9 protein-coding genes and 6 pseudogenes are annotated in these 12688 nt (G+C 66.9%); 7 read left to right on the forward strand and 8 right to left on the reverse strand.

The window, feature by feature from the left end; all coding sequences use genetic code 11:
- Position 1: 1 nt before the first annotated feature.
- From CEB94_RS00645 to CEB94_RS00660, 5 genes and pseudogenes are all read right to left on the reverse strand, one after another.
- Positions 2 to 250: pseudogene (locus CEB94_RS00645) on the reverse strand (DDE-type integrase/transposase/recombinase); the annotation flags it as partial.
- A gap of 58 nt (positions 251 to 308) precedes the next feature.
- Positions 309 to 398: pseudogene (locus tag CEB94_RS42075) on the reverse strand (hypothetical protein); the annotation flags it as partial.
- Between the two features lie 177 nt (positions 399 to 575).
- A complete protein-coding gene (locus CEB94_RS00650; RefSeq protein WP_342789266.1) occupies positions 576 to 1250 on the reverse strand; it encodes an NADPH-dependent F420 reductase in 675 nt (224 codons plus the stop codon).
- 381 nt (positions 1251 to 1631) lie between these two features.
- The gene (locus CEB94_RS00655) at positions 1632 to 2078 is read right to left on the reverse strand and encodes a DUF3237 domain-containing protein (protein WP_175430288.1); all 447 of its coding nucleotides are present in this window, start codon (positions 2076 to 2078) and stop codon (positions 1632 to 1634) included.
- A 736-nt stretch (positions 2079 to 2814) separates the two neighbouring features.
- Positions 2815 to 3681, reverse strand: a complete 867-nt coding sequence (locus CEB94_RS00660) for an SDR family NAD(P)-dependent oxidoreductase (RefSeq protein ID WP_175430289.1) — start codon at positions 3679 to 3681, stop codon at positions 2815 to 2817.
- A gap of 607 nt (positions 3682 to 4288) precedes the next feature.
- On the opposite strand from CEB94_RS00660, the gene CEB94_RS00665 reads away from it, so the two are divergent.
- Positions 4289 to 4675 carry a hypothetical protein gene (locus CEB94_RS00665; RefSeq protein WP_175430290.1) on the forward strand — a complete coding sequence of 129 codons (387 nt, stop codon included), beginning with the start codon at positions 4289 to 4291 and terminating at the stop codon, positions 4673 to 4675.
- Between the two features lie 616 nt (positions 4676 to 5291).
- Here CEB94_RS00665 and CEB94_RS00670 read toward each other — a convergent pair.
- From CEB94_RS00670 to CEB94_RS00680, 3 genes and pseudogenes are all read right to left on the reverse strand, one after another.
- Positions 5292 to 5639: pseudogene (locus tag CEB94_RS00670) on the reverse strand (transposase); the annotation flags it as partial.
- 220 nt (positions 5640 to 5859) lie between these two features.
- Positions 5860 to 6270 (reverse strand): (4Fe-4S)-binding protein, encoded by a 411-nt coding sequence (locus tag CEB94_RS00675; protein WP_175430291.1) that lies wholly within the window; start codon positions 6268 to 6270, stop codon positions 5860 to 5862.
- Between the two features lie 32 nt (positions 6271 to 6302).
- Positions 6303 to 6611 (reverse strand): GNAT family N-acetyltransferase, encoded by a 309-nt coding sequence (locus CEB94_RS00680; protein ID WP_175430292.1) that lies wholly within the window; start codon positions 6609 to 6611, stop codon positions 6303 to 6305.
- Between the two features lie 313 nt (positions 6612 to 6924).
- Between CEB94_RS00680 and CEB94_RS00685 the strand changes: the two genes are divergently transcribed.
- The 6 genes and pseudogenes from CEB94_RS00685 (at position 6925) to CEB94_RS00710 (ending at position 12559) form a co-directional block, all read left to right on the forward strand.
- A complete protein-coding gene (locus CEB94_RS00685) occupies positions 6925 to 7896 on the forward strand; it encodes an aldo/keto reductase (protein ID WP_175430293.1) in 972 nt (323 codons plus the stop codon).
- A 75-nt stretch (positions 7897 to 7971) separates the two neighbouring features.
- Positions 7972 to 8689, forward strand: a pseudogene (locus CEB94_RS00690) (IS6 family transposase).
- 199 nt (positions 8690 to 8888) lie between these two features.
- Entirely contained in the window at positions 8889 to 9122 is a 234-nt protein-coding gene (locus CEB94_RS00695) for a DNA ligase-like domain-containing protein (protein ID WP_175430294.1), read from the forward strand.
- Positions 9123 to 9570: 448 nt separating this feature from the next.
- Positions 9571 to 10386, forward strand: a complete 816-nt coding sequence (locus tag CEB94_RS00700) for an oxidoreductase (RefSeq protein ID WP_175430295.1) — start codon at positions 9571 to 9573, stop codon at positions 10384 to 10386.
- A gap of 102 nt (positions 10387 to 10488) precedes the next feature.
- Positions 10489 to 10851 (forward strand): annotated as a pseudogene (locus CEB94_RS00705) (SbtR family transcriptional regulator); the annotation flags it as partial.
- Positions 10852 to 11028: 177 nt separating this feature from the next.
- Positions 11029 to 12559 (forward strand): annotated as a pseudogene (locus CEB94_RS00710) (MFS transporter).
- The last annotated feature ends 129 nt before the right edge of the window (positions 12560 to 12688 follow it).

Consider the following 12688-nt stretch of genomic DNA (forward strand, 5'->3'; position numbering starts at 1 on the left):
CATCCGAATGGTGAACTAGCCCCGGGCCAGAGGGAGTTCCGGCACGGTCACGACGCCCCAACGCCATCTCCAGGGTGTCGAGGACGAGCTTGGCCCGTTTGCTGGTGGCCGCTGGCCAGCCGACGATCGCCCGGGAGGACACGTCGGCAACGAACGCGACGTAGACGGTCCCGGACCAGGTCCTCACGTAGGCGAAGTCGGCCACCCACCGTTCGTTGGGGCGGGACGCGGTGAAGTCGCGGCTGAGCAAGTCGGCCGCCCGCTCCTGGCCGTCGTCCCGGATGGTGGTGCGGATCTTTTTTCCCTCGTCGGGCGCCCTCGAGGCCGAGATGGCACATCAGCCGGGCCACGATGCAGCGGGCCGCCGGTATGCCTTCACGGTACAGCTGTCGCCGGACCTGAGCCGACCCTGGCTTCGTGGAGTTCGCAACACTCCCGAATCACGTGGAGTCGAGTGGACTCAGCGGGGCGCCGAGCCATGCCGGGCTGCGAAAGTGGTGGACGCCGCCCCCGCAGAGATCACGCGGCTCGACCGCCCGTCTGTGAGAGCCATCTTCGACCACAGCCCGTTCGGGTTATGCCGACGCCTCGACAGCAGCGAGGCCCTCCTGTGCCGTCACGAGCTTGCCGTTCAGACCGCCGAAGGTGTGGAGGTCACCGAACACCTCCACGCGCCCGGTGTCACGCACACCGCCGGCCTTCACCGGATCGAATCCCGCTGCGGTGATGAGCCGCTCGGCCGCGGCAGCGGCTTGGCCGTCGTCGGTCGCGTAGAAGAGGACGGCCCGCTGCGGCGCGCGGTCGGCACCGGATGCAAGCAGTTCGGCCGGGAGTGAGCCGAACGCTTTCACGTAGTGCGCCCCGGCGGGAGACAACCCGGCAATGACCGAGCCTGCGGACTGACCTTCAGGGAGGATCGGAGTGAAGTTGCCCTGATCGTCGGCCGCGAGGGCATTGGACGGATCGACGACGACCTTGCCGGGCAACAGGTCCGCGTACTCCGCGATCAGTTCCTTGATGGCGTCGAACCAGACTGCGAAGACAATGATGTCGGCCTGGTCGATGGCAGCTCTCACGGAAGCGGCGTCGGCCTGATCGCCGAGCTCCTTCGCGAGGGCGGTGGCCTTCGCCTGGTCCTTGGAAGCGAGCATGACTCGCTCTCCGCCGTCAACGAGGAGCTGGGCAACCGTCTTGCCGATAGCACCCACTCCGACAACTGCAGTAACCATCATTTCCTCCTGTGATTGCATCGGATGACACGACAACAAACTACAGGGAAGGAAGTTGATACGTCAACGAGTGGCGTCGCCATTGTCGGTCATGTGGAGGTAGCGCTTAGCGGGCCTTGACCCAAGGCCCGAAGCGGGCGTCGCCCAGGCGCCGACCTCGGGCGAGGCGGCTTCCGACCGCTTCGACCAGGCCTACAGTTCATGGCCGGCGAAGTTGCGGCCGACCATCAGCGGTATGCCGGGCCTCAGGGATGCGAGCATGCGGCGGGCGAGCTTGTGCTCGCCGAACCGGGTGAACACCGGTTCCGCTCTCCACTGTGAAGCGAAAGGAACGGCCCCCACCATCATTACAGTGGGGACCGTTCCATCACGCTTCAGAAGCCCTGATGTCGCTGCTCCGGCTCAGCTCACGGCATAGATCTCGTAGCCGACCTTGCCGGGCGAGATGAAGCCGCCCACGCCGACCGCGACGAGACCGTTCAGCCATGCGTACGGCTCGGCTGCAGTCTCGAACATCGGCGCAGTGCGCCAGTAGACCTTGGACGCGTCGGGGGGTCCGTCAGCCGACTCGTCGAGCCCCCGGATCAGCCCCTTGTAGGTCATCAGAATCGTGTGGCCGTCGTGCGTACGGATCGGCTGCAGGACGTTGATCTCGAACGTACCGTCAGCGCGTCCGACTACACGGTCACCGCCGAGTGGGAGCAGCTCACCGCGCAGCCTCGGCCCCTCGACCGTACCGCCGACGGCGTGCGTGAATCTCACGGCGCCATAGGGGGTGTCTCCGACGGGCACCTCTTCGCCTGTCTCGACTTCTACGCGGAACAAGAACTCAAGGTCCGGTGCTGGCATGTCTGTTTCCTTATCTGGTATGTCCGAGGTTCACGTGGGGAAGGCCGCGGCGGCCGGATTAAGAACAACCGCCGAGAATTTTGGTCTTCGATACGGGGATGCCCCACTACAGGTGGCCCTGATTGACGAACTCGGTCCAGGCATCTTGCCTGGAATTTCCTTCTGGGAAATGAAATCACCGATGACTAGTCGGTGATGAAACGTGGCTCTCGACTGCCGACAGCAGCATCCAGTCAGCGCTCGACGGCGTAGCTATGACGGTTCTCAAAGGGGGGTTGAGTTCCGAGAGAATGATGACACGTCAATTGTTGGCGCATCAAGCGCTTCATGTTCGCTCCTGTGCGCCCAGTGGCGTGAGCGAATACGCCGTCCTCACGGACCTGTCACAGAAGCCCAGCAGGGTGTGGCGCGAGTGGTACGGGCGCCGGCTGCGGCGCGGATGTCGCGCTCGACCATGCCGGTCACGCACGGCTTCCTCGAACCAGGCTGGTGCGTCCGGAGGGTGGGGTCGCCGACGGGGCTGTCACAAAGTGGCGCGCGCGGTATTGATCGGTGACGCGAGGAGCGCGTTTCTGACCTGCGGCGACAGGCCATGTCGAGAAGCCGTTCGATGGCTCCGTCAGGAGCATTTCTCGGCGAGCACGGGGTGCCCTTCAGGAGGGGAGCGGTACTTTTCGTCGCCGAGTGGCTGCTCCCGCCGTCGACAGAGCCGGTTCTGACGGCTCGGTGGTGCTGGTTATGCGTCGCCGAGGCCGATGAGTTGCAGGCGCATGGCGTCGAGTTCGGCGTCGGACTTCTCCCGGACGAGGCGCAGGATCTGCTCGGCGTCCTCGCCTACGGCGCCGCGGATGGGTGCGGGCACCTGCTCGACCAGCTCGATCACCCGGTCGGCCGAGGCCTCGCTGCTCAGCCCGCTCGCCTGCGAGGAGTTGAGGGCATCGGTGAACGTGGCGAAGGCCTCGCCGTAGAGGGCGCGCTGCTCCTCGGTCATCGAGTCGGCGACCTGTCGCAGGGCTACCGACGACTTGGCCGGGCCGCCGGTGCGCATGTTGCCGGCCTGGGCCATCACCACGTCGATACCGAACGGCTTCAGTTCGGCGCGGTAGAGGTCCGCGATCGCTTCCAGGGCTGCCTTCGAGGCACTGGAGGGGCCGTTGAACGGGATGGGGAAGCGGCCGGTCATCGCTCCGATCAGGACGATGCGTCCGCGGGAAGCGCGCAGGGCCGGAAGGAAGGCATTGATGACGGAGAGGCCGCCGAAGAGGTTGACGTCGAACTCACGCTTGACCGCAGCGATCGGCAGCACCTCCAGCGGGCCGGGAGTGAGGATTCCGGCATTGCTGATGAGCACGTCCAGGCCGTCCTGGCCCAGCTCTACGGAGACCTGCTCCACCCATGCGGTGACCGCGTCCTCGTCGGTGATGTCGACGAGGGAGAGGGTGGCCGCGCCGTCCGTGGCCTTGTCCAGGTCGGTGATCTCGTCCGCGGACAGCGCGGTACCGAAGACCCGGTATCCGCTGGCGGCGAGCTTGAGGGCCATATCCCGCCCCAGTCCGCTGCCGGCGCCCGTGATCGCGACGGTCGACTGCTTGGTGTCCGGCATGGTTTTGCTCCTTAGACGCGGGAGGTTCCGCCGCCCGGCAGAGTGAGCCCCGGGCAGGCGGTTGAACGATGACGGTCTCCACTATCCCCACGCATGGTTGATGTGTCAACGTCTTGCCGGTCTGCAGAAGATCTTCAGATCGCGCAACCCCGCGCCAGGCATGATCTCCCAGGCCGCCTCGATCCGGTTCACCGCGCGAGCCGAGTTTCATCAAGGATCATGCTGGAGAACTTGGCCCAAACCCGGGCGGCGGTCCGCTCGGTGAAGCGCCCGTGCGCCGTCGCCTCGGACGGGTCGAAGGCGGGCGGAAGCTGCTCCAGGCGTGGCCCGTCGTTGCCACGAGGGTGATCGCGGCCGCGTGTCTCGCAGTCGCAGGACATCAGGGACCAGACGTTCGACCATCGCCACGGATCTCAGGCTACGACCCACCCAAAGGGGTTGGTACCTAGGGAAGTTGAACGCGTGCGGTGGCTGCTGGTCGCCTCGCCTGAGCTTGACGTCGGGATGCGATCATGTAGATGATGCATCAACTTGACGGGGCATCTCATCGGGGCGGCCACGCCACACGTGCGCCCACGATGTCGAAGATGAAAGGCGTATATATCTCATGAAGAAGCGTCTCATTGTCGTGATCGCCGCAGGCGGCGCGGCAGCCGCGGCACTGGCCGTGACCGCCGTTCCGGCCCAGGCGGCGAGCCAGCCGCCCCAGTGCCGGGCCGACGCGGGCGCCGCCTGCCTGGCTGTCACCAACGGAACCAAAGGCCAGGTCCACAGCATCAGCGTGAACGGCCGGTGCGTGTCATTCCCCACGGACAGCGTGAACCAGTACTTCCCCGAGGTGACCGTGACCCCGTCCGGAGCGTCGCCCACCACACTGACCTACTCGGGCTATCACTGCGAGAGCACTACTCAGAACTCGCAGCCTGTGGGCTGGTTCACGGGCCCCACGGCCGATAATTACCGCTGGGTGGTCATCGGCCGCATCTGGCAGTGACACATGCGACGCGGTGGCCGCCCCAGCGGCGGCCACCGCGTCGGCTATTCGACACATTGCACGCCGCTACCAGTGAGCGAGACCAGTGAGCCGGTCGGGGTCGCCTGGAGGCTGTCCAGGCGACCCCGACCGGCCTTTCTGACCCGCGCTCTGATACCTGGCCCTCACCGCCATCGCCTGCACCCTCATCCGCTGCCGCGGACTCGCCAAATGAGATGGGTGAAGGTCTTATGAGGGAGCCTCATTGCAGTGATTTCGCAGGGTTAGTGGCGTAGCTGCCCGGGCTGTTTCTACCGTCGTCGGCGTTGAGGCCACAGTGGGCGCGGGGACCGTTGCGGCATGGGTGGTGTGGTGCAGTCGTTGATCGAGGCACTTGAGGCCAGGGAAGTGGCGGCTTGTGGCCGGGCCAATCGGCTACGTGAGCGGATCGCCGGGTTTCCCGACGAGTTGTCGCAGGTGGAGGCGGAGCCGTCGCGGCTTCGAATCGCGCGGGAGACCGTTGACGAGGTGCTGTCCGACGGCCCGGCGGTGGCCGCAGCTCCGGTGGGGGACGTGGAGGCCGCGGGTGGCACCGTCGATGGATCTGGCAGCGGCGGTGTTCGCTTCAGATCCCCCTTTTCAGGGCCCGCATGTTCACCGAGTCGATCGCACAGCGGGTCCAGTCCAACTCGCCGCGGGATCCGAGCTCATCAAGGACCAGGCGGTGGAGTTTGGCCCACACCCTCGCCTTCGTCCACTCGGCAAAGCGCCGATGAGCCGTCGCCCCCGACGGCCCGAACGACGCGGAGGCCAGCTGCTGCCACGTGCAGCCTGACGTGGCCACGAAAACGATCGCGGCCAGCACTTCCCGGTCACCATGTCGACGTCGGCCGCCGCCCTGGGGCCGCGACGGAGCCTCCGGCACCACCCGCTGGAACAACTCCCACAACTCATCCGGCACCAGCCGCTCAACGATCCCCGCCATAACCGACAGCCTACCGAGAAGGCCAAATGAGATGACCTCTTATGCGGCCATGCAGGTCTTCCGGTCGACCGGATGACACCGCAGCCCGCGGTGGGCGGCGGGCCATCCACGGCACGCAGTACGTGAGTGATGCCCTACTCGGAGAACTGCACTGCAAGGGACATCTGCTCGGCCCTCAGCCCTGGACGCGATCCGTTGTGCGGGCGCGGGCCCGTCGGCATCACTGACCGCAGGGTCCCGAGTGATCACAGTACGGCTGGAGACGGGTCTGCCCGCAGCCGCACAGCACGACCCTGGTCTCGGCGCGCGGACCTTCCGGTGTGTCCACCCGCAGCTCGCCACGCACGGTGAGCTGCCCGGTGGAGCTGCGCGTGATCTGCGTGGGGCGCTCCGAGATCTCCGTCCCGCCGTCCGCGAGTTCGTACTGCAGCGCACCCGAGGGGCAGCGCCGCACCACTTCGGCCAGGCGATCGGCCGCGGCACCGTCGGGTCGGATCCACGGTCGCGCAGCCGTGTCGAAGACTTCCGGCAGACCACGGACGCACTCGGTGGCGTGCAGGCAGCGCCCGGCCTCGAAGGTCACGGTGATCGGCTCGCTCTTGTACGACTTCCTCGCAGACCTGTCGCTCATGTCGGCCTCCATCGCCGCGCTGCGCGGCAGTGCTAGTCGCTGACCTTGCTGCGGGACTGGTACAACAGGTCCTGGTACTCGGGATGACGGGCGATCCAGCCCGCGAAGAAGGGGCAGGTGGCCAGAACACGCAGTCCCGAGGCGCGCGCTTCGTCAAGAGCGGTGCGGACCAGTGCGGACCCGACTCCCCTGCCCTCGTATTCCGGTGCGACCTCGGTGTGCACGAAGGCGACGAGTTCCGTCGTACGAATGTATTCGGCGACACCCGCGACCGGGGGCTGTGCGTCGACCCGGGCCTCGTAGCGCTTCGCCTCGGGCCGGTCGCTGACTTCGACCGCCATACGTCCTCCTCTTGGACCTGACCGCGCTCGAATCGGCAGGAGGCCAGGTTGGTCGGGCGCAAGACTATCGGCATATGGTTGATACATCAACTCCGTTGCGTCGCAAGCACTCTCGTATCGCCGCCTCGAGCCCCGTCGGCGCTGTGAAGTGCACTTCGGTGCCGGGGCTGCGGAGCGAGCTCGAAAGTTTCAGTCCCCCTGTGAGGTGGTGCCCGGACCACCGGCGTCTGTACCGTCGAGCAGGCAAGTCGTGTGCCGGAAGGCCATGGAAAGCGGACCTCGCACAGGTCCCACGAAGAGGTCGGGACATCACATGCGCTTTCGGGAATTCGGCCGCACTGGGCTGACCGTGTCCGAGATCGGCTACGGGGCCTGGGGACTGGGCCAGGGAGCCTGGGTCGGCGCCGACGACGACTCCGGTGTGCGCGCTCTACACCGCGCCATCGACCTGGGCGTCACCTTTATCGACACCGCCCGGGCGTACGACCGCAGTGAGCGCGTCGTCGGCCATGCGCTCAAGGAGCTCCCCGGCGGGGGTGACAGCGTGCATGTGGCGACGAAGGTCGGGCCGAAGGTACCGGTCTCCCTGGCGTCCAGCGGGCTCCACCCCGACAAAGTGTTCCCCGGCTCGCACCTTCGCGAGAGCCTGGAGACCAGCCTCCGCGAGTTGGGCCGCGACCACGTCGACCTCCTCCAGTTGCACACCTGGGAGGACGAGTGGACCGGCCGCGGCGACTGGCTGGAGACGGCGGACGCCCTCAAGCAGGAGGGCAAGATCAGGGCCTTCGGGATCTCCGTCAAGGACCATCAGCCCGAGAACGTGCTCACGGTACTGCGTACCGGCGTCCTGGACACGGTCCAGGTCATCTACAACGTTTTCGAGCAAGCCCCGGCCGACGCCCTGCTGCCCGCCTGCGAGGAGCACGGCGTCGGTGTGATCGGGCGGGTGGTACTCGACGAGGGGGCCCTGACGGGCTCGGTCCGGACGGGCGTCACCTTCCCGGAGGGTGACTGGCGCAACTGGTACTTCAGGGACGACCGGCCTGCCCAGGTCGAGAAGCGGGTGGACGCGCTCATCGCCGACCTGGGGATCGGTGCCGAGGAACTGCCCTCCGCAGCGCTGCGGTTCGCGCTCGCCGGGCAGGCGGTCTCCACGGTCATCGTCGGGATGCGGTCACTAGGGAACGTGGAACGCAACGCGGCGATCGCCGACGCACCCCCGCTGACCGACCGGGAGCTCGCGGTGCTGGCGAGGCACCGCTGGCCGAAGAACTTCTACAGCTGATCCCTTCCGGCGGCGCTGTCACGTTGGCTGACGGCGTGAAATGATCTTCGGGTTGATGCTGCTGGAGGGGTGTCCGTGGAGAGCAGGTCGCCGTCGTACAAAGGGCACCGCTACCCGGTCGAGGTCATCTCTCACTGTGTGGGTGGCTGTACCACCGTTTCCCGCTGTCGTTCCGCGAGGTCGAGGAGCTGATGCTCGGTCGCGGCGTCGTCGTCTCCTACGAGACGGTCCGCCGCTGGTGTGTGAAGTTCGGCCCGGCCTACGCCTGCGAGTTGCGTCGCCGGCTGCCCCGGCCCTGGGACAAGTGGCATCTGGACGAGGTCCTCATCAAGATCAACGGTGAGCAGAAGTACCTGTGGCGGGCTGCCGACCAGGACGGGATGGTGCTCGACATCCTCGTACAGAACCGACGTGACACCGCCGCGGCCAGGCGCTTTTCCGCCGCCTGCTGAAGAACACGGGTGCGGTGCCGCGGGTGGTTGTCACCGACAAGCTCCGCTCCTACGGCGCGGCCCACAAGAGGTCATGGCTTCCGTGGAGCATCGCTCGCACAAAGCCTGAACAACAGGGCGGAGAACAGCCCTCAGCCGACCCGGCAATGTGAACGGGCGATGAAGGACTTCGCAGCGTTGGCGCAACCCAGCGGTTCCTGTCCGCATTCAGCGGCATCTCACCCCACTTCCGACCCCGCCGCCACCTGATGACGGCCTCCGGCTACCGAGCCGAGATGACCATCCGCTTCACCATCTGGGACCAGATCACCCGCGCCGCCGGCCGGCCCACCACGACCTGAGACAGGCCCCGAACCGGGCTCCACCGCGTCCCAACCCACCGCCAAAAACCCACGCACCCAACAACGTGACAACGCCTGCCCACGCCCTCGGGGACCGCGGCCGGGGCCCTCGTGTCGTTGGCGAGCGGAGTTGTGCCTCCCTCGCCGGGCGATGCGCAGCCACTCGGGTGGCGGACATGGCGGGTGGAAGGGATGAGAGGTGACATGGACGCTGCCGGAGCCGATGATGACCACCCCCGTGTCCGTGCCCGATCTGCGTCCTGGCTTTGCCGCTGAGTCGAAGTCGGAAGGATTTCGGGCTCTCGTCTCCGTCGACGCGGGCCAGGTAGTGCTGCGCTCCAGGCACGGCACCGAAATCACGGCCTCATTTTTGGAGGTCGTGGCCGGGACCGTGCAGCTGCCGGACCCGACCGCGCTGGATGGAGTCATGTGACCTGTGCGGGTGTCTCAGAACCAAGATGTCTCAGGCGGCGCACCCTCTGTAGACGAGGCGCGTTCGCCGCCGATGGTTCGGGGAGCCGAAGAAGGAAATAGGCCGCGCTGCCGTCGGCGCGGCACAGATGGCCTGCGCGAATGAAACGGATGCAGCGGGCCGCTGGTGCGGTCGTGGCTCAGTGGAGGGTGATGCCCTGGGCGGCCCTTCGAGTTCCCAGGAAGCATTCCCGCGCGGTTTCCTGCGCCTGGTGCCGGTGGTGAGTGCGCAGACGTCAGCCGGCGGTCCCGGGTCGTCGTCTACTCGTGGTCTTTCCCGTACTGCACCCCACGTTGCCCGGATCCTTCTCGAATCACAGGACGCGACCACTTGTCATCGACCGACGACCACCGTATGGTCGTACGAACGTAAGACATACGGACGTAATTCAAAACCAAGGGAGCTTGTCATGGCGACAACTCGGCCGGTGGCACTCGTGACAGGTGCGTCCACCGGTATCGGAAAGGCGGCCGCCCTCGCACTCGCCGCAGCGGGTTTCGAGACGGTGGGAACGAGCCGGAAGACGTCGGGAGCCGACCGTCGCGACGGCGTGACGTTCCTCGCCCTCGACGTGGGCAGCGACGATTCGGTCGCTGCCGCGGTCGAGCAGGTGATCGAGCGGTTCGGGCGGATCGACGTTCTCGTCAACAACGCGGGCATCGGCTCCTCGGGCGCGTGGGAGGAAAACTCTCTCCCGCAGGCCCAGCGTCTCTTCAACATCAACGTCTTCGGTGTGATGCGCATGATCAAGGCCGTCCTCCCGCACATGCGCGCCCGGGGAAGCGGGCGCATCATCAACATCTCGTCCGTCCTCGGGTTCCTCCCCGCGCCCTACATGGCCAACTACTCGGCGTCCAAGCACGCGCTCGAGGGGTACACCGAGTCCCTGGACCACGAGATCCGCGAACACGGGGTCCGGGCCCTCATTGTCCAGCCGGGCGGTACCAAATCCTCGTTCGAGGCGAACACCGTCGCACCCGACATGCCCATGCAGATCTATGCGGAGCAGCGGCGTATCGCCGACCAGGTGGCGTTGACGGTCAACGAGGACGGCGACGACCCCGAAACCGTCGCGAAGGCGATCGTCGCGGCCGCCACCGACTCCAAGCCGCAGGTGCGCTACACCGCCGGCCGCAGCGCCCGGCTCCTCAGCGCGGCGCACCGCATCCTTCCCGCCGGGGTCTTCGACGGACAGATCCGCAAGACCAACAAGCTCCCCGGCTGATCTGCAGACAGTGAACCGCTCCGATATCGGTGGAGGCTCCGGACTGCCCCGAGGTGGGTGGAGCCGAGTAGCCGTGGACGCCGCCAGGGACGGCATGGTCGGGCACTGAGCGGCTTCGTGCACATGGCGGCGAACGAGCGGATCGGCGCCCTGTGTCCGATGCTCGCGAAGAACTTTGACCAGGACCACCCCGATCTGTTCGTCGCACGCGAGCGGCTGATGGAACTGGTCGGGCAAATGATGCAGCGCGCCCGAGAGGCAGGGCAGTTGCGCCCCGATGTGGAGTCCGGCGATCTGATGGTCGCCGTCAGCCAGCTCACCCGGCCGCTGCCAGGCACCGAGTGCGAGGGCATCGACCGCTTCGTGCACCGTCATCTGCAGATGTTCCTGGACGGTCTGCGGGCACCCGCCCGCTCCGTACTGCCCGGATCGGCCGTGACCGTGGAGGACATTCGACGAGCGTGACTGATCCGGTCGGTCAGATCGATGTCGTAACCAGTAACCACCTCGTACAACGCTTTCGGCCGTCGACGATGACGAGCCGTCCCTGTCCCTGTCTCGCTGTCTCGATCTTCATCTCCAGCTTTGTCGCTCTGGACTTCTCTCATCGTTTTTCGCCACGAAGTCCCGAAGCGGGTATCCCTGTCTGAAACAGCTCAGGCCACCGCCAAGGCGGCAGACCGACTCCCATTCCAACCGCTGGAAAGCGCTCAGCTTCATCGCGCTCGCCCAGCTGATGGTCGCGCTGGACGCCACCATCGTGAACATCGCGCTGCCGTCCGCACAGCAGAACCTGGGCATCTCCGACGGCAACCGCCAGTGGGTCATCACGGCCTACGCCCTGGCCTTCGGCGGTCTGCTGCTCTTCGGCGGCCGCATCGCGGACCGCTGGGGCCGCAAGCGCACCTTCGTCGCCGGTCTGATCGGCTTCGCCGCCGCCTCCGCACTCGGCGGCGCGGCCACCAACGAGGCCATGATGCTCGGCGCCCGCGCTCTCCAGGGCGCGTTCGGCGCACTGCTCGCGCCCGCCGCGCTCTCCCTGCTCGCCGTGACGTTCACGGAGCCCAAGGAGCGCGCCAAGGCGTTCGGCATCTACGGTGCGATCGCCGGTGGCGGCGGCGCCGTGGGCTTCATCCTCGGCGGCATGCTCACCGAGTACCTCGACTGGCGCTGGACGTTCTTCGTGAACATCCCGTTCGCGGTCGTCGCGGCCGCGGGCGCGTACTTGGTCATCCGTGAGCCGTCCGGCAGCCGCAACCGCTCGCCGCTCGACATCCCGGCGTCGTTCTGTCCATCCTCGGTCTGGTTACGCTGGTCTACGCCTTCACCCGCGCCGAGTCCGACGGCTGGGGCGACTCCTCGACGGTCGGCCTGTTCGTCGCCGCGGCGGTGCTGCTCGCCGCGTTCGTCTTCACCGGGTCCAAGGTCAAGGCCCTGCTGCTGCCGCTGCGTGTCATCACCGAGCGCAACCGCGGAGGCGTCTACCTCTCCCTCGGCCTTGCGAGCATCGCGTTGTTCGGCCTGTTCCTCTTCCTGACCTACTACCTGCAGCTCGTGCTGGGCTACTCGCCGGTCAAGACCGGCCTCGCCGTCCTGCCATTGATCGGCGGCCTGATGGTGGGCTCTACGCAGATCGGCACCCGCCTGTTGACCCGGGTTCCCCCGCGCCTGCTGATGGCTCCGGGCTTCCTGGTCGTCGGGACCGGCATGCTCTTCCTCACCCAGCTGGAGATCGGCACCTCGTACGCCGGTGTCACCCTGCCGGGGCTGGTGCTGCTCGGCCTCGGCATGGGTACGGCGTTCATGCCCGCCCTCTCCCTGTCCACGCACGGTGTCGAGCCGCGTGACTCCGGTGTCGCCTCTGCGATGGTCAACACCTCGCAGCAGGTGGGCGGCGCGATCGGTACGGCCCTGCTGAACACGATCGCCGCCTCGGCGACGACCGCGTACATCAAGGACCACATCGGCGGTGCCGGTTCCCAGGCCCAGCAGCAGCTGGTCCAGCTGGAGGGCCGGGTGCACGGGTACCAACGCGATCTGGTTCGCCGTCGGCATCCTCGTGCTCGCCGCGACGATTGCCTTCACCTTCGTCAACACCGGCAAGCCGGAAGTCGGTCCGGCCTCCGGCGAGGGTGCCGAGGACGAGGCGAAGATCCCGGCGATCGCCCACTGACGGCCCGTACACCGGGTACGCGCGGTACTTCGCGTACTGCGATCACTTCGGGTACTTCCCGTACTTCGTGTACGGCGCGAGGTGGGGACGCCTCGCCGTATGCGATGCAGGGTCAGCCCCGGCTCCGAG

Origin of the sequence: Streptomyces hawaiiensis (assembly GCF_004803895.1) — a bacterium.
GTDB classification, from domain to species: domain Bacteria; phylum Actinomycetota; class Actinomycetes; order Streptomycetales; family Streptomycetaceae; genus Streptomyces; species Streptomyces hawaiiensis.